18 protein-coding genes are annotated in these 18,436 nt (G+C 71.2%); 4 read left to right on the forward strand and 14 right to left on the reverse strand.

Annotation, left to right across the window (positions count from 1 at the left end; all coding sequences use genetic code 11):
• Nucleotides 1-39 precede the first annotated feature (39 nt).
• Nucleotides 40-735, reverse strand: a complete 696-nt coding sequence (recX, locus tag ACFYQ6_RS16115; protein ID WP_388763407.1) for a recombination regulator RecX — start codon at nucleotides 733-735, stop codon at nucleotides 40-42.
• Nucleotides 736-738: 3 nt separating this feature from the next.
• Nucleotides 739-1,866, reverse strand: a complete 1,128-nt coding sequence (recA, locus tag ACFYQ6_RS16120; protein WP_361586354.1) for a recombinase RecA — start codon at nucleotides 1,864-1,866, stop codon at nucleotides 739-741.
• A 265-nt stretch (nucleotides 1,867-2,131) separates the two neighbouring features.
• Between recA and ACFYQ6_RS16125 the strand changes: the two genes are divergently transcribed.
• Nucleotides 2,132-3,049, forward strand: coding sequence for an SDR family oxidoreductase (locus tag ACFYQ6_RS16125; RefSeq protein WP_361586352.1), 918 nt, complete (start codon nucleotides 2,132-2,134; stop codon nucleotides 3,047-3,049).
• Nucleotides 3,050-3,062: 13 nt separating this feature from the next.
• Here the strand turns inward: ACFYQ6_RS16125 and ACFYQ6_RS16130 are convergent, their stop codons facing one another.
• Both ACFYQ6_RS16130 and ACFYQ6_RS16135 read right to left on the reverse strand, forming a co-directional pair.
• On the reverse strand, nucleotides 3,063-4,184 hold the full coding sequence (locus ACFYQ6_RS16130) for an AI-2E family transporter (RefSeq protein WP_361586367.1): 1,122 nt from the start codon (nucleotides 4,182-4,184) through the stop codon (nucleotides 3,063-3,065).
• A gap of 222 nt (nucleotides 4,185-4,406) precedes the next feature.
• Nucleotides 4,407-4,601: a DUF3046 domain-containing protein gene (locus ACFYQ6_RS16135; protein ID WP_356743012.1), complete on the reverse strand. Its 195-nt coding sequence runs from the start codon at nucleotides 4,599-4,601 to the stop codon at nucleotides 4,407-4,409.
• Between the two features lie 79 nt (nucleotides 4,602-4,680).
• On the opposite strand from ACFYQ6_RS16135, the gene ACFYQ6_RS16140 reads away from it, so the two are divergent.
• Nucleotides 4,681-5,595 carry a hypothetical protein gene (locus ACFYQ6_RS16140; RefSeq protein ID WP_361586349.1) on the forward strand — a complete coding sequence of 305 codons (915 nt, stop codon included), beginning with the start codon at nucleotides 4,681-4,683 and terminating at the stop codon, nucleotides 5,593-5,595.
• A 33-nt stretch (nucleotides 5,596-5,628) separates the two neighbouring features.
• Here ACFYQ6_RS16140 and ACFYQ6_RS16145 read toward each other — a convergent pair whose 3' ends face one another.
• From ACFYQ6_RS16145 to ACFYQ6_RS16155, 3 genes are read right to left on the reverse strand one after another with little or no spacing between them, the layout of a single operon-like run.
• The gene (locus ACFYQ6_RS16145) at nucleotides 5,629-5,934 is read right to left on the reverse strand and encodes an AzlD domain-containing protein (protein ID WP_388763409.1); all 306 of its coding nucleotides are present in this window, start codon (nucleotides 5,932-5,934) and stop codon (nucleotides 5,629-5,631) included.
• Nucleotides 5,931-6,710: an AzlC family ABC transporter permease gene (locus ACFYQ6_RS16150; protein WP_388763411.1), complete on the reverse strand. Its 780-nt coding sequence runs from the start codon at nucleotides 6,708-6,710 to the stop codon at nucleotides 5,931-5,933. Before ACFYQ6_RS16150 ends, ACFYQ6_RS16145 begins: the two co-directional genes overlap by 4 nt.
• A 10-nt stretch (nucleotides 6,711-6,720) precedes the next feature.
• Nucleotides 6,721-7,581: an AraC family transcriptional regulator gene (locus tag ACFYQ6_RS16155; RefSeq protein WP_361586341.1), complete on the reverse strand. Its 861-nt coding sequence runs from the start codon at nucleotides 7,579-7,581 to the stop codon at nucleotides 6,721-6,723.
• A 103-nt stretch (nucleotides 7,582-7,684) separates the two neighbouring features.
• Between ACFYQ6_RS16155 and ACFYQ6_RS16160 the strand changes: the two genes are divergently transcribed.
• Nucleotides 7,685-12,388, forward strand: coding sequence for a DEAD/DEAH box helicase (locus ACFYQ6_RS16160; RefSeq protein ID WP_388763413.1), 4,704 nt, complete (start codon nucleotides 7,685-7,687; stop codon nucleotides 12,386-12,388).
• 254 nt (nucleotides 12,389-12,642) lie between these two features.
• Complete coding sequence (locus tag ACFYQ6_RS16165; protein ID WP_361586337.1) at nucleotides 12,643-13,449, forward strand: DNA-formamidopyrimidine glycosylase family protein; 807 nt, start codon at nucleotides 12,643-12,645, stop codon at nucleotides 13,447-13,449.
• 40 nt (nucleotides 13,450-13,489) lie between these two features.
• Here ACFYQ6_RS16165 and ACFYQ6_RS16170 read toward each other — a convergent pair whose 3' ends face one another.
• From ACFYQ6_RS16170 to rimO, 7 genes are all read right to left on the reverse strand, one after another.
• On the reverse strand, nucleotides 13,490-13,717 hold the full coding sequence (locus ACFYQ6_RS16170) for a hypothetical protein (RefSeq protein ID WP_361586334.1): 228 nt from the start codon (nucleotides 13,715-13,717) through the stop codon (nucleotides 13,490-13,492).
• A 307-nt stretch (nucleotides 13,718-14,024) separates the two neighbouring features.
• Nucleotides 14,025-14,216 (reverse strand): CsbD family protein, encoded by a 192-nt coding sequence (locus tag ACFYQ6_RS16175; RefSeq protein WP_361586331.1) that lies wholly within the window; start codon nucleotides 14,214-14,216, stop codon nucleotides 14,025-14,027.
• An 84-nt stretch (nucleotides 14,217-14,300) separates the two neighbouring features.
• Nucleotides 14,301-14,771: a DNA starvation/stationary phase protection protein gene (locus ACFYQ6_RS16180; protein ID WP_361586328.1), complete on the reverse strand. Its 471-nt coding sequence runs from the start codon at nucleotides 14,769-14,771 to the stop codon at nucleotides 14,301-14,303.
• Between the two features lie 224 nt (nucleotides 14,772-14,995).
• Entirely contained in the window at nucleotides 14,996-15,379 is a 384-nt protein-coding gene (locus tag ACFYQ6_RS16185) for a helix-turn-helix domain-containing protein (RefSeq protein WP_388763416.1), read from the reverse strand.
• 109 nt (nucleotides 15,380-15,488) lie between these two features.
• Complete coding sequence (locus ACFYQ6_RS16190; protein WP_388763418.1) at nucleotides 15,489-15,998, reverse strand: CinA family protein; 510 nt, start codon at nucleotides 15,996-15,998, stop codon at nucleotides 15,489-15,491.
• The gene (pgsA, locus tag ACFYQ6_RS16195; protein WP_361586323.1) at nucleotides 15,998-16,828 is read right to left on the reverse strand and encodes a CDP-diacylglycerol--glycerol-3-phosphate 3-phosphatidyltransferase; all 831 of its coding nucleotides are present in this window, start codon (nucleotides 16,826-16,828) and stop codon (nucleotides 15,998-16,000) included. Before pgsA ends, ACFYQ6_RS16190 begins: the two co-directional genes overlap by 1 nt.
• Complete coding sequence (gene rimO / locus ACFYQ6_RS16200) at nucleotides 16,825-18,303, reverse strand: 30S ribosomal protein S12 methylthiotransferase RimO (protein ID WP_361586321.1); 1,479 nt, start codon at nucleotides 18,301-18,303, stop codon at nucleotides 16,825-16,827. The genes pgsA and rimO overlap by 4 nt, the downstream gene beginning before the upstream one ends.
• Nucleotides 18,304-18,436: the final 133 nt, after the last annotated feature.

Consider the following 18,436-nt stretch of genomic DNA (forward strand, 5'->3'; position numbering starts at 1 on the left):
AGCCCCCGTCCCCCATCCGGTCGCCCGCTCCCGCCCGCATCAGAACGGTTCGTCCAGCCCCTCCGTGTCCTCCCCCTCAGCCTCGAGCGCCTGACGCACCACGCGCAGGGCCATCCCCTCCCCGTACCCCTTGCGGGCGAGCATGCCGGCGAGCCGGCGCAGGCGCTTGTCGCGGTCCAGCCCCCGGGTGGAGCGGAGCTTCCGGGCGACAAGTTCCCTTGCGGTCTCCTCCTCCTGTTCGGAATCGAGCTGCCCGACCGCCTCGTCGATCACCGCGGAGTCCACCCCCTTGGTACGCAGCTCCCGTACGAGAGCGCGACGGGCAAGCCCTCTGCCGTGGTGCCGGGACTCGACCCATGCGTCCGCGAACGCGGCGTCGTCGATCAGCCCGACATCCTCGAACCTCGACAGGACCTCCTCCGCCGCCTCGTCGGGGATCTCTCGCTTGCGCAGTGCGTCCGCCAGTTGCTTCCGGGTCCGCGGAGTCCCGGTCAGCAGCCGCAGGCAGATGTTGCGCGCCTGCTCGACCGAATCTCGCGGTTCCCCCTTCTCGGCCCTCGACGAGGAGGGGGAACCGCTGCTTCTGGAGCGGGAGCGGGAACGACGGCCCGCCCCCTCGCCGAACCCGGCCCCCCGGCCGGGCTCCGCTGCGTCCCCGGACGGCTCCGCGGCGAACTCCGGGCCGGAACCCGCACCGGCATCATCGGCGTCCGGCCACTCCGTGCGACGCGTCACGGCCTAGCTCTTGGCCGCCGCGGCCTTGGTGGTCTTGGCCTTGCTCGCGGGAGCAGGCACCGACTTCGCGGCACCGTCGGCCGGAGCACCTGCGGCAGCCGCAGCGTCGGCGGCGGGCTCAGCCGCGTCCTCCGCACGGACCCCTACGCCGAGCTTGTCGAGGATCTTCTTCTCGATCTCGTTGGCGAGGTCGGGATTGTCCTTGAGGAAGTTGCGGGAGTTCTCCTTGCCCTGGCCGAGCTGGTCACCCTCGTAGGTGTACCAGGCACCGGCCTTACGGACGAAGCCGTGTTCCACGCCCATGTCGATCAGGCCGCCCTCACGGCTGATGCCCTGGCCGTAGAGGATGTCGAACTCGGCCTGCTTGAACGGCGGCGCGACCTTGTTCTTGACGACCTTGACGCGTGTGCGGTTACCGACTGCGTCGGTGCCGTCCTTGAGCGTCTCGATCCGGCGGATGTCCAGACGCACCGAGGCGTAGAACTTCAGCGCCCGGCCACCGGTCGTGGTCTCCGGGGAGCCGAACATCACGCCGATCTTCTCGCGGAGCTGGTTGATGAAGATCGCGGTGGTCTTGGACTGGTTGAGCGCACTGGTGATCTTGCGGAGCGCCTGGCTCATCAGACGGGCCTGCAGACCCACGTGCGAGTCGCCCATCTCGCCCTCGATCTCCGCACGGGGCACCAGGGCCGCGACGGAGTCGATGACGATCAGGTCCAGCGCGCCGGACCGGACCAGCATGTCCACGATCTCGAGCGCCTGCTCACCGTTGTCGGGCTGGGAGAGGATGAGGCTGTCGATGTCGACGCCGAGCTTCTTCGCGTACTCGGGGTCGAGAGCGTGCTCCGCGTCGATGAAGGCCACCGAGCCGCCGAGCTTCTGCGCGTTGGCCACGGCGTGCAGCGTCAGCGTCGTCTTACCGGAGGACTCCGGTCCGTACACCTCCACCACGCGGCCGCGCGGCAGACCACCGACGCCGAGTGCGACGTCGAGCGCGGTGGACCCTGTGGGGATCACCTCGATCGGCTCGTTCGGCCGCTCACCGAGGCGCATCACCGCGCCCTTGCCGAATTGCCGTTCAATCTGTGCGAGTGCGGCGTCCAGCGCCTTCTCGCGGTCGGTTCCTGCCATGGGTTCCACCCGATTTGCTTGAGTCGATCGCTTCACGTCACAGACGCTAACCCCTGCCACTGACAATGGGCCTCGACGTCCCCCCGGCCTGTGGACAACTCCACGGCCGGGCCCGGGAAAACCCGGCCGGAATCCCATGAGAATGGATGTTCGATTTTAGTGTCAAGCGCACCACGCCGGGCCGACACGGCCGAGGGTAGTGGCTCGCACCGGTCGGCGACGAGCGCGCCGAAGACCCGCAGCCGCCCTGTTAAATTCAGGCCGTATGGGGACAAACACGCGCATCCTGGCAGGAAGAGTCGCCCTGGTGGCCGGAGGCACCCGCGGCGCGGGCCGGGGAATCGCGGTCCAGCTGGGAGCAGCCGGGGCCACCGTGTATGTGACGGGACGCACGAGCGGCTCCGAGCGGTCGGAGATGGACCGGCCCGAGACCATCGAGGAGACCGCGGCGCTCGTCGACGAGGCGGGTGGCCGCGGAGTCGCCGTACAGGTGGACCACCTCGTTCCCTCACAGGTCAGCGCGCTGGTGGCACGCATCCGCAGTGAGCAGGGGGCGCTGCACGTGCTCGTGAACGACATCTGGGGCGCCGAGATCGAGTGGGACAGGCCGGTGTGGGAATCCACCCTGGACGTCGGTCTGCGCACGTTGCGCCTGGCCGTGGACACCCATGCGATCACCAGCCACTTCGCGATTCCGCTTCTCATCGAGACGCCGGGCGGCCTGGTCGTCGAGATGACGGACGGTACCGACGAGTACAACGCCGGCCACTACCGGGTGTCCTTCTTCTACGACCTGGCGAAGGCGTCGGTGAACCGGATGGCTTTCGCGCTGGCACACGAGCTGGAGCCGCACGGGGCCACCGCCGTGGCGCTCACTCCGGGCTGGCTGCGGTCCGAGGCCATGCTCCAGGCCCACAGGGTCACGGAGGCGAACTGGCGCGACGCAATCGCCCGGTCACCCCACTTCGCCATCTCCGAGTCGCCGGCGTACGTGGGACGGGCCGTGGCCGCCCTCGCGGGCGACCCCGGTGCGGCGCGCTGGAACGGTATGTCGCTGTCGAGCGGACAACTCGCGCGGGTCTACGGGTTCACCGATCTCGACGGCAGCAGCCCGGACGCCTGGAGATACCTCGTGGAGGTCCAGGACCGGGGCCTCCCGGCCGATGTCACCGGATACCGGTGACGACGGGCACGCCTCACCGCCGGGTCCGGTCGCGCACCGCCCGGCGGATCCTCGACAGCACCGGCTCGCCCCGGCGCGAGCGGTGGCCGCCCTGCACCCTCGGGTCGTCCGTCACCGCGTAGCGCTTCACGTACGCGCCCAGGAACGCCTGGAGCGTCGCCACCGCCGGGATGGCCACCAGCGCCCCGACGGCACCCATGAGCGCGGTGCCGGCGACCACCGACCCGAAGGCGACCGCCGGGTGGATGTCGACCGTCTTGGACGTCAGTTTGGGCTGGAGCACGTAGTTCTCGAACTGCTGGTAGACCACCACGAAACCGAGAACCCACAGCGCGTACCAGGGATCGACGGTGAAGGCGATCAGCATGGGCAGCGCACCGGCGAGGTAGGTGCCGATCGTGGGGATGAACTGCGAGACGAGGCCCACCCAGACCGCGAGCGCCGGTGCGTAGGGCACGCCCAGGACCACCAGCAGGATGTAGTGGGCGCCTCCGGAGATCAGTGCCATGAGCCCGCGTGAGTAGATGTAGCCGCCCGTCTTGTCGACGGCGATCTCCCATGCGCGCAGGACCTCCGCCTGCCGGGCGGGCGGCAGCACGGAGCACAGCGCCCTGCGCAGCCGGGGGCCGTCGGCCGCGAAGTAGAACGAGAACAGGAAGATCGTCAACAGCCTGAAGAGCCCGCCCAGCACCGTCGTGGAGACGTCGAGCACGCCGGTCGCGCTGTTCTGCACATAGCGCTGGAGCCAGTCCGAGTGCAGCAGGCTGTCCTGCACCTCGACCCGGGAGAGCTCGGTGCGGAAGGTCTGGTTGACCCAGTTGATCACCGAGTCGAGGTACTTGGGGAATTCCTCGACCATGTCGACGATCTGCCCCGCGAGCATCGAGCCGAGCAGGACGACGAAACCGACCCCGGCGACGAGCACACCGAGGAAGACCAGGAAGGTGGCGAGTCCCCGCCGCATCCCACGTCCGGCCATGCGGCCGACGGCGGGTTCGATCGCCAGCGCCAGGAAGAAGGCGATCAGGATGTTGGTCAGCAGCCCGATGAGCTGGTCGAAGGCCCAGCTGCCCAGCCGGAAACACCCGTAGAGCGCGAGGGCCATGACCATGGCGCGGGGCAGCCAGGCGGGCATGCGTGCGGGGCCGGCGCCGGGTGGCGGACCGGGTGGAGCGGCCGGCGGGACGGGTGGTGAGGCGGGCGGCTGGGTCTGGGCGGTCTCGTCTGTCGGTGCCACGGGACAAGTCTCGCTCACCGCTGTGACAGCCCGGCACCGGCAGGTGGCGCCGAGATGGCCGTACGGGGGCCGGCGGCCCCGGCGTCAGCCCGTTCGGCGCCCGTCATCCTTCCGGGCCCGTCAGCGCTTGTCGGGCGGTACACCGACCGCCGTGCAGACGCCCCGCCACACGTCCTTGGCCTCCCACCCCGCGGCCAGGGCCTCGTGCACCGTGCGGCCGCCGAGCTCGGACATGACGTGGTCGCGCGCGAAGGAATCCGCGTACGCCTCGCCGAAGTGCTCTGCCATCCGTTCCCAGAAAATCGTCAACCGCATGCCCCCAGTATCCCGCTCTACGGGTGCAGCCGGGCCGGGAGCCCACTGCGGAGGGCGCTTTCCCCTCTACGGTCTGTCCATGGCTGGAACCGGAGCACATGCCCTCGCCCGCGCCGAGCAGTTCGTCTGGCTCACCGCACGTGTCCTCGAACAGCGGCGGTTCGCCCATCTCTTCCTGGAAGGTGGTGCGGATCCCGTCGAAACCGCGCTCGCCGCCTATCTGAACGACGACGGGGGCTACGGCCATGCGCTCGAACCCGATCTCCGGGGGCCCGTGAGCCAGCCGCTGCACACCGCTCACGCGCTGAGCGTCCTCGACTCGATCGGTCGTTGCGGTGGCCCGCGTGTGGAGCGGGTCTGCCGCTACCTCACCGACGTGTCGACCAAGGAAGGCGCTCTGCCCGCGCTGCACCCCTCGCAACGCGGCTACCCCGCGGCGCCCTTCGTCCCCGTGGTGGACGACCCGCCCGCCGAACTGCTGGCGACGGGCCCGGTGGTGGGGCTGCTCCACCGCAACGAGGTGTGGCACGCCTGGCTGTTCAGGGCCACCGACTTCTGCTGGGCCGCCGTCGACTCACTGGTCCGGTCCCATCCGTACGAGATCGAGGCGGCCGTCGCCTTCCTGGACGGCGTCCCCGACCGGGCCCGTGCCGAGGCCGCCGCCGAACGGCTGGGGCAGCTGGTCCGTGACCAGCGGCTGGTGGTGCTGGATCCGAGGCACCGCGCCGACTACCCCGTGGCGCCCGGTTACGCCCCCGGCGAGCACCACTTCCCTTACGACTACGCCAGGACCCCCGGCTCCCTCGCCCGTCGCTGGTTCAGCGAGGCCGAGCTGGAGCGCTCCCTCGACCATCTGGCGGCCGAGCAGCAGGCGGACGGAGGCTGGCCGGTCAACTGGCGTCAGTGGGCGCCCGGGACGGCCCTGGAAGGGCGTCCGATCGTGACGCTGAAGGCGCTGCAGACACTGCGGGCGTACGGGCGCGACATCAGCTGACCCGAAGGCCGGAGCCCGCAGCCCGGACTGTTCTCACAGCACGGCGCGCAGCACCGCCGTGACCACGACGGCGGAGCCGACGACGACCAGGAACGGGGCCCGCAGCATGAGGGCGACGGCCGCGGCAGCGAGCCCGGCCGCTCTGGCGTCCAGCACCAGGTGCTGCCCGTCGCCGAAGGTCTGCTGGGCGGTGAGGGCCGCGAGCAGCGCCACCGGCAGGAGCGCGGCGAGCCCCTGCACGAGAGGGCGTTCCAGCACTCCCGCGGGCACCAGCAGTCCCAGGAGCTTCGCGAGATAGCAGCCGGCCGCGGTGAGCCCGATGGCGATCCAGATGTTCATCGCGCTTCCCGGGGTGTCGTGGGGGCTTCGGGGCGCGTCTCGTCAGGGTCCTTGCCCCGGCCCCGCAGGAAGAGGACGACGGGAGCCGCCAGCGCGGACACGAGTACGGGCGCGCCCGCCGGCAGCACCGGCAGGAGGCCGAGGAGCAGCAGAACCGCCAGTCCGGCCGTCACGCGCTCCGTGCCGCTGCGGAGCATCGGCGCGAGCAGGGCGAGGAAGACCGCGGGACCGGCGGCGTCCAGCCCCCAGGCACCGGTGTCGCCGAGCGCCTCGGCCCCGAGCGCGCCGGCCAGTGTGGTCAGGTTCCACAGGACGTAGAGGGTGAACCCGGTGACGGTGAAACCGATGCGTGCGGCACGGCGGGTGGGCTGGGGCAGGGTGACGGCCGTGGTCTCGTCGATGACCCACTGGGCCGCGAGGGGGCGCAGTGAGCGCGGCAGCGCGAGGAGCTGGGAGAGCCTGAGTCCGTAGAACGCGTTGCGGATGCCCAGGAAGAACGCCCCGGCCGCGGCGGTGTAGGGGTTGCCCCCGGCGGCGAGAGCTCCCACCAGGGCGAACTGGGAGGCGCCGGTGAAGACGAAGAGGCTCAGCGCGCAGGTCTGGAGGAGGGTCAGTCCGGAGCCTGCCGAGGTCACTCCGAAGGCGAAGCCGGAGAGACCCACGGCTATGCCCACGCCGAGTGCGTCCCGGACGACCGCGGAGTCCGGCTTGTCCGGGCCGGTGACCCGCGCGTCGGGGACGCCGGTGCCCTGAGGGGGTGCTGTCTGTTCTGCCACGCCCGGAACGCTACGGGGAGGGGGCCGGGCCGGTCTTGTACGTTCTTGCACGGTCGCGCTGGTAGGCGCCCGGAGGCACCCCGACGATCCGGGTGAAGTGACGGTTGAGATGGGGCTGGTCGGTGAAGCCGACGGCGGTGGCGGCTGCGGCGGGCGCGGTTCCGGCGTCGAGCATGCGCCGGGCACGGCGCACCCGGGCGTCGGTGAGCCAGGTGTGCGGAGGCATTCCGTACTGCTTCTTGAAGGCCCGCAGCAGGGCGAACGGACTGGTGCCCAGCTCGGCGGCGAGCGTCGCCAGGGTGGGGGGCCGGTCCATCCGCTCCTCCAGTACGGCCCGGGCGCGTGCCGCGGCGCGGGCACCGGCGGAGTGGGGCGTCCTGGTCGGCAACACGCTGCCGTGGCGGTCGAGCAGGCGGGCGACCAGGACACGCAGGACGCTGTCGGCCGCCAGGGCGTTGCCCTCCTCGGCGGCCCGGTGGACCTCGGTGATCAGCCCGGCGGCGTGCGGGTCCCGTACGCCGGTCTCGGCGAAGCCGACCGTACCGCGCAGGCTCGTCAGGTCCGCCGCGATGTCGTTGATCACCTGGGCCGAGGGATAGAGCGTGGCGTACACCCATCCCTCGGGCACTCCGGCGCGGGCGGTGTGCGGTACCTCGGGGTTGATCATGACCACGGTGCCGGGGCCCGCGTGCACGGTGCCGCCGGGGAGTCCGACGTCCTCGACGCCGCTGGTGATCGTGCCGAAGACGAAGCCCTCGTGACTGTGCCGGGGGAAGGTGTGGCGGACGTAGCGTGCGCGGAGCAGGTCGAGGTCGGGCAGCTCCGCGTACTGCCAGTACCTCGCCCACTCGCGTTCCGCGCCCGCCGTCATACTCGACATTCTCGCAGGTCCGGGCGGGTGACCGCAGTCCGGACAGGTGGGCAGCCGGGCACGTTCCCGGCCGTTGTCAGTCCCTGGGTGCACGATGGGGGGCATGGCCGGTTCCGCACTCGATTCGTTCTCGCCCGCGACCCGCGGATGGTTCGCGGGCGCCTTCGACGCGCCCACGGCGGCGCAGGAGGGTGCGTGGCGGGCCATCGGCGAGGGGTCGGACGTGCTGGTCGTCGCCCCGACCGGTTCGGGCAAGACGCTCGCGGCCTTCCTCGCCTCCCTGGACCGGCTGGCGGCCGTCCCGCCGCCCGCCGAGGCCAAGAAGCGCTGCCGTGTGCTGTACGTGTCGCCGATGAAGGCTCTGGCGGTCGACGTGGAGCGCAATCTGCGTTCGCCGCTGACCGGGATTCGTCAGGAGTCGGTGCGCCTCGGCCTGCCCGAGCCGGAGGTGCGGGTGGGCATCCGCTCCGGGGACACCCCTGCGGCGGAGCGCCGTTCCATGGCGACGAGGCCTCCGGACATCCTCATCACCACACCCGAGTCGCTGTTCCTGATGCTCACCTCCTCCGCCCGTGACGCGCTGGCGGGGATCGAGACGGTGATCGTGGACGAGGTGCACGCCGTGGCCGGCACCAAGCGCGGGGCTCATCTCGCCGTGTCGCTGGAGCGTCTTGACGAGTTGCTGCCGCGGCCCGCGCGGCGTATCGGGCTGTCGGCGACGGTCCGCCCGGTCGACGAGGTCGCGCGGTTCCTGTCGCCGCAGCGGAAGGTGGAGATCGTCCAGCCTCCGTCGGCGAAGGAGTTCGACCTCTCGGTCGTCGTGCCGGTCGAGGATCTCGGCGAGCTGGGCGGGTCCCCGGCCACGGAGGGCGAGAGCGGCCAGGCCGAGAAGCCGTCGATCTGGCCCCATGTCGAGGAGCGGATCGCCGATCTCGTCCAGTCCCACCGCTCCACGATCGTCTTCGCCAACTCCCGGCGGCTGGCGGAACGCCTGTGCAACCGGCTGAACGAGATCGCCTACGAGCGGGCGACCGGCACCGCGTTCGAGGAACAGGCCGCGGGTGGCACCCCCTTGCCGGAGGCCCATTCGCCCGCCGAGATCATGGCGCAGTCAGGGGCCGCCAAGGGGGCCCCGGCGCTCCTCGCCCGCGCGCACCACGGTTCGGTGTCCAAGGAACAGCGCTCGCAGGTCGAGGAGGACCTCAAGGCGGGGCGGCTGCCCGCCGTGGTGGCCACCTCCAGTCTGGAGCTGGGCATCGACATGGGCGCGGTCGACCTGGTGATCCAGGTCGAGTCGCCGCCGTCCGTCGCCTCGGGACTGCAGCGGGTCGGCCGCGCGGGGCACCAGGTCGGCGCCGTGTCCACCGGTGTCGTCTTCCCGAAGTACCGCGGCGACCTGGTGCAGGCGGCGGTCGTCACCGAGCGGATGCGTGAGGGTGCCATCGAGGCCCTGCGGATCCCTTCCAACCCCCTGGACGTGCTGGCCCAGCAGATCGTCGCCATGGTGGCGCTCGACAGCTGGCAGGCGGACGACCTGCTGGCCTTGGCCCGCCGTGCCGCGCCCTTCGCCTCGCTGCCGGAGTCCGCCTTCACCGCCGTGCTCGACATGCTCGCCGGGCGCTATCCGTCGGACGCTTTCGCGGAGCTGCGCCCCCGGGTGGTGTGGGACCGCGTCTCCGGTACGGTCACGGGCCGCCCCGGCGCCCAGCGGCTCGCCGTCACCTCGGGCGGCACCATTCCCGACCGCGGGCTCTTCGGCGTCTTCCTGGCGGGCGCCGACCCGAAGAAGGGCGGCGGCCGCGTCGGCGAGCTGGACGAGGAGATGGTGTACGAGTCCAGGGTGGGGGACGTCTTCACGCTGGGGACCACGTCCTGGCGGATCGAGGACATCACCCGGGACCGGGTCCTGGTCTCTCCCGCCCCCGGGGTCCCGGGCCGGCTGCCGTTCTGGAAGGGCGACCAGCTGGGGCGCCCGCTGGAGCTGGGCCGTGCGCTGGGAGCGTTCCTCCGTGAGATCGGGGGGCTGCCCGCCGAGGACGCGAGGCTCCGGCTGCTCGCCGCGGGGCTCGACGCCTGGGCTGCGGACAACATCCTGGCGTACCTCGACGAACAGCGCAGAGCCTGTGGCCATGTGCCCGACGACCGGACCGTCCTCGTCGAGAGGTTCCGGGACGAGCTGGGCGACTGGCGGGTGGTCGTGCACTCGCCGTTCGGCGCGCAGGTCCACGCCCCCTGGGCGCTCGCCCTGTCCGCTCGGCTCGCCGAGCGTTACGGCATGGACGCCCAGGTGATGCACGCGGACGACGGCATCGTGCTGCGGCTGCCCGACGCAGATCTGATGGGCCTCGACCTGCTCGACTTCGATCCGGTCCAGGCGGACCCGGGCGGTGCGTCCGCGGGCGGCACCTCGGCTCCTGTCTTCCCTGCCGCCGGCTACGACAGCGAGCAGCCCCCCGTGAGCGCTGCCGATGTGGTCTTCGACAAGGGCGAGATCGCGCAGGCCGTCACCGAACAGGTCGGCGGCTCCGCCCTGTTCGCCTCCCGGTTCCGCGAGTGCGCGGCGCGCGCCCTTCTGCTGCCGCGGCGCAGCCCGGGAAAGCGCACGCCCCTCTGGCAGCAGCGCCAGCGCGCGTCCCAGCTCCTCCAGGTCGCCTCCGAGTTCGGCTCGTTCCCGATCGTCCTGGAAGCCGTCCGGGAATGCCTCCAGGACGTCTTCGACGTCCCGGGCCTGACGGAACTGATGGGGGATCTGGAAGCGCGCCGCGTCCGCCTGGTCGAGGTGACCACCCCTGAACCGTCACCGTTCGCCCGCTCGCTCCTCTTCGGCTATGTCGCCCAGTTCCTGTACGAGGGCGACTCGCCGCTCGCCGAGCGGCGAGCGGCCGCTCTGTCGCTCGACTCCCACCTGCTGGCCGAGCTGCTCGGCCAGGCGGAGCTGCGCGAGCTGCTCGACGCCGATGTCCTCGGTGAACTGGAGCGGGAGCTGCAGTGGCTGACCGACGACAGGAAGATCAAGGACGCGGAGGGCGTCGCCGATCTGCTGCGTGTCCTCGGACCGCTCACAGACGCCGAGCTGGCGGAGCGCGGTGCGGAACAGACCTGGGCCCCGGAGCTGGCGACGGCCCGGCGGGCCATCCAGGTCCGCATCGGCGGGTCGGCGCACTGGGCGGCCGTGGAGGACGCCGGGCGACTGCGCGACGCGCTCGGCACCGCGCTTCCCGTGGGGGTCCCCGAGGCCTTCACCGAGCCGGTCAAGGATCCGCTCGGCGACCTGCTCGCCCGCTATGCCCGTACGCACGGCCCGTTCACGACCACCCAGGCCGCGCATCGCTTCGGTCTCGGCACCGCCGTCACGGACGGGGCCCTGCAGAGGCTCGCCGCGTCGGGTCGTGTCGTCCAGGGTGAATTCCATCCGGCCGGCATCGGACAGGAATGGTGCGACGCCACGGTTCTGCGACGGCTGCGCCGCCGTTCGCTCGCCGCGCTGCGTCAGGAGCTGGAGCCGGTCCCGCCCGCCGCCCTGGCCGGCTTCCTCCCCCAGTGGCAGCACATCGGCGACAACAGCCTGCGCGGGATCGACGGGCTGGCCCGCGCCATCGAGCAGTTGCAGGGCGCACCAGTCCCGGCGTCCGCACTGGAGAAGCTGATCCTCCCGAGCCGCGTCATGGGCTACACCCCCGCCATGCTCGACGAGCTCACGACCACCGGCGAGGTCGTCTGGGCCGGCGCGGGCGCCCTGCCCGGGAAGGACGGCTGGCTCTCGGTCTACCTCGCCGACAGTGCTCCGCTGCTCCTCCCACCGCCTCTGCCGCTGGAACAGAGCGCCCTGCACGAGTCGTTGCTCACCGTCCTCGCCGGGGGGTACGGCCTCTTCTTCCGTCAGATCGCCGATCAGGTCCGTGCCACCACTCATCCCGACTGCACCGATCCACAACTGGCGGACGCCCTCTGGGATCTGGTCTGGGCCGGACTGCTCACCAACGACACCCTCGCCCCGCTGCGTTCGCTCCTCGGTTCGGGGCGCACGGCCGGTTCCACGGCGCACCGGGCGAAACGCAATGTGCCGCGCGGCCGTTACGGGTCCTTGACCGCGGCGGCACGTCCCGCCTCCCGCACGGGTCCGCCCACGGTCTCGGGGCGCTGGTCGCTGCTGCCCCAGGCCGAGCCGGAGCCGACCCACCGGGCCCACGCCCTGGCCCGGACCCTCCTGGACCGCCATGGCGTGGTGACGCGCGGTGCGGTCCAGGCCGAGGGTGTCGAGGGCGGATTCTCCGCGGTCTACCGAATCCTCGCCGCGTTCGAGGACAGTGGACAGGCTCGCCGTGGTTACGTCGTCGAAGGGCTGGGCGCTGCCCAGTTCGCGATGGACGGTGCCGTGGACCGGCTCAGGGCCGCCTCGACGGCGCGCGACCGCGCCGACCCCGGCACGGTCTCCCGCGCCCTGGTCCTCGCGGCGGCCGACCCCGCCAACGCGTACGGCGCTGCCCTGCCCTGGCCCGAGTCACCGGACGGCGCGGGGCACAAGCCGGGCCGGAAGGCAGGCGCACTGGTGGTACTCGTCGACGGCGAGCTGACGCTCTACATGGAGCGTGGCGGCAAGTCTCTTCTCGCCTGGCCCACCGACCCCGCCGACCCAGCGCTCCGTGCGGCGGCGGAGGCACTCGCGTCGGCCGCCCGCGCGGGGACGCTCGGCACGGTCACCGTGGAGCGCACCAACGGCGCCTCCTCCCTCACCTCCCCGCTGGGCCGCACTTTGGAAGAAGCCGGCTTCCTGGCCACTCCGCGCGGTCTGCGGCTGCGCGCCTGACGGACTGCCGGAGGCGCGAGGACGCGGAGAGGCGTCGCATTCCTGCCTGCGCGGGCGCACCCACACCGGGCCCCGGCAGCCACTGGCAGACGGCAGACGGCAGACGGCATCACAACAAAAGGCACACGGCACACGGCGACAAACAGCAGGCGGCGGGAGTGCACGGGTGCACGACCCCGCACCGGAGTCCCGGACCGTCCACCACGCGGTCCCGGTGACGGACACGGGCGGCTCCTTCCGCGCATGATGGAGGCATGCCCGAAGGTGACACCGTCCTCCAGACCGCCGCTCGCCTCCACGCGGCGCTCGCGGGTCAGGTGCTGACCGTCTCCGATCTGCGGGTTCCGAGGTTCGCCACGGCCGATCTGACAGGCCGGACGGTTCTGGAAGCGACCGCACGCGGCAAGCATCTGCTGACCCGTTTCGAGGGCGGCCTGACGCTCCACAGCCATCTGCGGATGGAGGGCGCCTGGCGCATCTACGATCCCGGCGAGCGCTGGAGGGGCGGCGCGGCCCATCAGATCCGCGCCGTCCTCGCCACCGCCGAGCACACTGCGGTCGGATACCGGCTGCCCGTCTTGGAGCTGCTCCGCACCGAGGACGAGGAACAGGCAGTAGGTCATCTCGGCCCCGATCTACTCGGGCCCGGCTGGGATCCGGAGACCGCTCTGCGTAATCTGCTCGCCGACCCGGCACGCCCCGTGGGGGAAGCACTGCTGGACCAGCGCAACCTGGCGGGCATCGGCAATGTCTACATGTGCGAACTCTGCTTCATGGCCCGGGTGACGCCCTGGGTGCCCGTGGGCGAACTGCCTCCGCTCCTCGCGACCCGCCTGGTCAGCACCGCCAAGCAGCTGCTGGAGGCCAACCGCTTCCGTCCTGTGCGGACCACCACCGGCACCACCGAGGCCATGCGCCGCGCCCACGGGCGTGAACGGATGTTCGTCTACGGCAGAGCTCGCCGGCCCTGCCTGCGGTGCCGTACGCCCATCCGGGTGGCGGACCGCGACGGCCGTCCCGCCTACTGGTGCCCGCACTGCCAGTCCGGGCCCACCGCCTGAAGCAGCCCTCGACCTTGCCCGCCCCGTCCGTCGAGAGAGGTCAGGTGGATATGTCCGTCCGGTCGGGGCCCGGCTCGTCGACAGCGGGTTCGGCCCGCGCGGCCCGGGCGGCGGCTGTCACGTGCACGGGCAGGAGGCTCAGCCCCCATCCCCCGGCAGCGACCGCGCCCTCGACCAGTCCCGCGTGTTCCGGCTCCAGGAGCAGCCGCATCACGGCCCACCACCACAGGCCGCCGAGTACGAGCGCCGGTATACATCGCCGCACCATGGCTGCCTCCTCCGGCCGACGTTAGTACGGCACGATCTCCCGGCGGGAGGGCGCATCGACGCACCACCGGCGTGCACGGTGGGAGCGGACCGCCAGAACGCGCGCTCCCGGGAATTCCGTCGGGAAGGGCACCCGGCCCTTCCTCGCAGTCTCCCCCGGGCCGTCACCGACTGCATCCGCTCCGCGCCCGGCAAGGACAGCAGCCGGCGCGTACTCCACCGGCACAGGCCTGTGCCCCCGCCGAAAGCGTCGGCGGGGGCACACGGGCGGACACCAGGCGCGAGCGCCCGGCAGAACGGCCGGTCGTTCAGCTCCGGTCGTCCTTCATGGAGTCCTTCACGCCCTTGGCGCGCTCACCGGCGCTGCCCATGGTCTCCTCGGCCTTGGCCTTCGCCTGGTCGGCCTTGCCCTCGGCCTCCTTGCGGCGGTCTCCGGTGAGCTTGCCGGCCGCTTCCTTCGCCTTGCCCTTGATCTTGTCCTTGGCCTTGTCGTCAGTCATCTCGAACTCCCTCACTGGTTGCCAGGTATCTGGACCGGGTCCTCTTCCGGAGATCCGCTCCGGCGGGACACCCGCTGGGTCGCGTCAGGCGCTCTCGGCCTGGAACATCCAGGCGTGCTTCTCGAGGTCAGCCGTCAGGGTGATCAGGATGTCCTGGCTGACGGGATCCGGGTCCGCGGTCGCCTCGATCCGCTCCCTCATCCGGTCGATGACCACGCGCAGCGCCTCGACCAGCGCCTTCACCGCGTCGACGTCCTTGATCCAGCCGTCGGGCACGGAATCGATCGCCGTGGTCCTGGCGAGGGTCTTGGACCGCCCGTCCGGGTTGACGCCCACCGCAGAAGCCCGCTCCGCGACCGTGTCGGAGTGCTGCCGCGCCGTGTCGACGACCTCGTCGAGCTGCAGATGGACTGACCGGAACCGCGGGCCGACGACATTCCAGTGGACCTGCTTGGCCGCCAGGGAAAGGTCGATCAGGTCGACCAGCGCACCCTGCAGTGCGTCTCCGACGACCTTGCGATCGTCTTCGGTCAACGCGCTCTTCACGACAGACATGCAATTCTCCGATCGGATAGCTGCTCAGCTGTTCGGGCCTACCACCCGTCCACGATGGCACAAATGACGCAAAACAGTCATTCGGATGGGTTCCCGGTAAGGACTTCCACCCGGCCTGAACTTCGCCTGCCCGGCTACACGCCTCGCACACACCACATACGCAAAAGCCCCGGCCGGCCCCCGAGGGGGTCCGGCCGGGGCTTCCTTCACCACAAACCGTGCGGTCAGGCGGCGACGACATCCACCGCTTCCGCGGGCGCCTTGATGGTCACCCGTCCCGTCGGTACGCCGGCGACCGACGCAACGGAGACGGAATTGAGCCTCGGGCGTACCGGTACAGGCACCGCATCACTGGCTGCTGCCGACTCGGCCAGCTCGGCCAACGACAGTTCATCGCTCACTTCACGCATGAGCTCGGACATCCGTACGTCCAGCGCGTCGCAAATGGCGGAGAGCAGCTCGGAGGATGCCTCCTTCTGCCCCCGCTCCACCTCGGAGAGATAGCCGAGCGAGACTCGGGCGGACGAGGAGACTTCGCGCAGAGTACGGCCTTGGCGCTGGCGCTGCCGACGCAGCACGTCACCAAGCAGGCGACGGAGCAGAATCATCGGTGGCTCCCTCCTCGGACCGCGTAGCCGCATCCTTCACGCCCCACCGTACCGCCTCGCGCTGCGGCCGTGCGGGGAGCGATGTCGTGTTCACTCAGGGCTGCAAACATCAATTCCCCCCGTTCTGTTCCGTATCCTGTGCCCTCGCATTTTCGCCGAGTTCGCCCGAGAGCAGTTCCAGCAGACTCCGTACGCTCTTTTTACGGATGTCCGCACGCCCGCCGTTCAACCTCAGCTCGGCGACATTCTGCACGCCGCCCGGTCCGGAGACAGCCACGAAGACCGTTCCGACCGGCTTGCCGTCCTGAGCGTCGGGCCCCGCGACTCCCGTGGTCGAGACCCCCCAGTCGGCGCCCAGGACCCGGCGCACGCCGGCGGCCATCGCCCCGGCGACATCAGGGTCCACGGCTCCGCGCTCGGCCAGGAGCGCGCCGTCGACGCCCAGCACGTCCCGCTTCAGAGACGTTGCGTACGCCGTGACGGACCCGCGGAAGGACCGCGAGGCTCCGGCTACGGACGTGAGCTCCGCGGCCACCAGGCCGCCGGTGAGGGACTCGGCGACGGCGAGCGTCTCACCGCGCTCCTGGAGGCGCCGCAGCACCTCGGCCGCCCCTGACATCACCGCTCGGCCTCCGAGGCGCCCCTGACGCCCGCCACGGGTGCCGCTTCCGAACCACCCCGGACGCCCGCCACCGGGTCCACGACCGGCTCCATGCCGCCGCCCGCCGCGTCCGCGACACACTGTCCGCCGACGGTGTCCTTCACGTCCGCCACCGCCGCGACGGCCTCCAGGGCGGCTGCCCGCTCCGCCGCGAGCCCCATGCGGCGCAGGACGACGGCCTGGCGCACGTAGTCGAGACCGGTGACGACCGTCAGCACGACGGCGGCCATCATCACCCAGAAGCGCAGGGTGGCCAGGGGGCCTGTCAGCGCCAGGACGTACATGCCCACGGCGATGCCCTGGGCCAGAGTCTTCATCTTCCCGCCGCGGCTGGCCGGGATCACCGAGTGCCGGATGACCCAGAAACGCATGAGCGTGATGCCGAGCTCGCGGAACAGGATCACGCCCGTGATCCACCACGGCAGGTCCCCCAGCGAGGACAGGCAGATCAGCGCCGCACCCATGATCGCCTTGTCGGCGATCGGGTCGGCGATCTTCCCGAAGTCGGTGACCAGGTTGTACGTGCGTGCCAGATGGCCGTCGAAGACATCGGTGATCATCGCGACGGCGAAGGCCGCCCAGGCGAAGGCCCGCCAGACCGGGTCGTAGCCGCCGTCGTGCAGGAGCAGCACGACGAAGCACGGGACCAGCAGCAGCCGCACCATCGTGAGGATGTTCGCGATGTTCCACAGGCCGGCCTGGTTGACGGCCGCCGTGCCCAGCTTGCCGCCACGGGGCGTCGGCGTAGCGCCGGAGCCCCCTGCCGCGGATGCCTGGGCTCCCGTCATCTGGCTGCCTCCGCAAGCTCGTGGTGTTCGGCCACGAGGTCCACTCCCTCGGAGCCCACTGCCTTCGCTTCGACCATAAGGCCCGGAACGAGCCCTTCGCGTGCGGTGAAGACGACCTGGCCGTCCGTTTCCGGTGCCTGGTGCGCGGCGCGGCCCACTGCGACGGGCCCGTCCTCCTCGGACTCCACGGACTCGACGAGGACCTGGAGGGTCTCGCCGACCCGCTCCTCCGCCCGCTGCGAGGTCAGCTCCTCGGCGAGCTGCGAGATGTGCGCCAGGCGCTCGGCGATGACGTCGGCGTCCAGTTTGTTCTCGTAGCCGACCGCCTCGGTGCCCTCCTCGTCGGAGTACCCGAAGACGCCGATGGCGTCCAGGCGCGCGCCGGTCAGGAAGCGTTCCAGTTCGGCGAGGTCGGCCTCCGTCTCACCGGGGAATCCCACGATGAAGTTCGACCGGGCACCGGCCTGCGGCGCCTTGCCCCGAATGGTGTCCAGGAGCTCCAGGAAGCGGTCCGTGTCGCCGAAACGCCGCATCGCGCGCAGGACCCCGGGGGCGGAGTGCTGGAAGGACAGGTCGAAGTAGGGGGCGACCTTGGGCGTCGAGGTCAGTACGTCGATGAGGCCGGGCCGCATCTCCGCGGGCTGGAGGTAGCTGACGCGGATCCGCTCGATCCCGTCGACCTCCGCCAGCTCCGGCAGCAGGGTCTCCAGCAGCCGGATGTCCCCGAGGTCCTTGCCGTACGAGGTGTTGTTCTCGGAGACGAGCATGACCTCCTTGACGCCCTGCTCGGCGAGCCAGCGGGTCTCGCCCAGGACGTCCGAGGGCCGCCGGGAGATGAAGGAGCCGCGGAAGGACGGGATGGCGCAGAAGGAACAGCGTCGGTCGCAGCCCGAGGCGAGCTTCACGGAGGCGACGGGGCTGGTCCCCAGCCTCCGGCGCAGCGGAGCCCTCGGCCCGGAGACGGGCGCGACACCCTCCGGCAGATCCGCCGGTGCGGGCGCGATCTCCTGGGCGTGGCCGGGCAGCGCGACGGCCGCGTCCTGGCGCTCGGCCGGGCTGATCGGCAGCAGCTTGCGCCGGTCGCGCGGGGTGTGGGAGGCGTGGATGCCACCGTTGAGGATGGTCTGGAGGCGGTCGGAGATGTCGGCGTAGTCGTCGAATCCGAGGACTCCGTCGGCTTCCGGCAGCGCCTCGGCGAGGTCCTTGCCGTAGCGCTCGGCCATGCAGCCGACGGCCACGACGGCCTGGGTTCTGCCGTGATCCTTCAGATCGTTGGCTTCGAGCAGGGCGTCGACGGAGTCCTTCTTGGCGGCTTCGACGAAGCCGCAGGTGTTGACGACGGCGACGTCCGCGTCCGTGGCGTTCTCGACGAGCTCCCAGCCGTCCGCTGCCAAGCGGCCTGCAAGCTCCTCCGAGTCCACCTCGTTACGGGCGCAGCCGAGAGTGACAAGGGCGACGGTACGGCGTTCGGGCATGGGCTCAAGACTACTTTGTCCGGGCACTCGCCCCACCGTGCAGGGTTCACCGCTACGGGGAGTGACCGGGGCGGTGCCGCAGGACAAGCGAAACGGTGAGTGCCCGGCAGCGGAACTGCCGGGCACTCACCGT

Source organism: Streptomyces sp. NPDC005494, from assembly GCF_042872025.1.
Lineage (GTDB): Bacteria > Actinomycetota > Actinomycetes > Streptomycetales > Streptomycetaceae > Streptomyces.

Excerpts from the sequence above, each read along its gene's own strand:
- ACFYQ6_RS16135 (WP_356743012.1), bottom strand. The coding sequence starts at position 4,601 with ATGCGGTTGACGATTTTCTGGGAACGGATGGCAGAGCACTTCGGCGAG.
- pgsA (WP_361586323.1), bottom strand. The coding sequence starts at position 16,828 with ATGACGGGAGCCCAGGCATCCGCGGCAGGGGGCTCCGGCGCTACGCCG.
- ACFYQ6_RS16140 (WP_361586349.1), top strand. The coding sequence starts at position 4,681 with ATGGCTGGAACCGGAGCACATGCCCTCGCCCGCGCCGAGCAGTTCGTC.
- ACFYQ6_RS16180 (WP_361586328.1), bottom strand. The coding sequence starts at position 14,771 with ATGTCTGTCGTGAAGAGCGCGTTGACCGAAGACGATCGCAAGGTCGTC.
- ACFYQ6_RS16190 (WP_388763418.1), bottom strand. The coding sequence starts at position 15,998 with ATGTCAGGGGCGGCCGAGGTGCTGCGGCGCCTCCAGGAGCGCGGTGAG.
- ACFYQ6_RS16185 (WP_388763416.1), bottom strand. The coding sequence starts at position 15,379 with ATGATTCTGCTCCGTCGCCTGCTTGGTGACGTGCTGCGTCGGCAGCGC.
- ACFYQ6_RS16125 (WP_361586352.1), top strand. The coding sequence starts at position 2,132 with ATGGGGACAAACACGCGCATCCTGGCAGGAAGAGTCGCCCTGGTGGCC.
- ACFYQ6_RS16175 (WP_361586331.1), bottom strand. The coding sequence starts at position 14,216 with ATGACTGACGACAAGGCCAAGGACAAGATCAAGGGCAAGGCGAAGGAA.
- ACFYQ6_RS16130 (WP_361586367.1), bottom strand. The coding sequence starts at position 4,184 with ATGCCCGCCTGGCTGCCCCGCGCCATGGTCATGGCCCTCGCGCTCTAC.
- recA (WP_361586354.1), bottom strand. The coding sequence starts at position 1,866 with ATGGCAGGAACCGACCGCGAGAAGGCGCTGGACGCCGCACTCGCACAG.
- ACFYQ6_RS16160 (WP_388763413.1), top strand. The coding sequence starts at position 7,685 with ATGGCCGGTTCCGCACTCGATTCGTTCTCGCCCGCGACCCGCGGATGG.
- ACFYQ6_RS16145 (WP_388763409.1), bottom strand. The coding sequence starts at position 5,934 with ATGAACATCTGGATCGCCATCGGGCTCACCGCGGCCGGCTGCTATCTC.
- ACFYQ6_RS16165 (WP_361586337.1), top strand. The coding sequence starts at position 12,643 with ATGCCCGAAGGTGACACCGTCCTCCAGACCGCCGCTCGCCTCCACGCG.
- ACFYQ6_RS16155 (WP_361586341.1), bottom strand. The coding sequence starts at position 7,581 with ATGACGGCGGGCGCGGAACGCGAGTGGGCGAGGTACTGGCAGTACGCG.
- ACFYQ6_RS16170 (WP_361586334.1), bottom strand. The coding sequence starts at position 13,717 with ATGGTGCGGCGATGTATACCGGCGCTCGTACTCGGCGGCCTGTGGTGG.
- rimO (WP_361586321.1), bottom strand. The coding sequence starts at position 18,303 with ATGCCCGAACGCCGTACCGTCGCCCTTGTCACTCTCGGCTGCGCCCGT.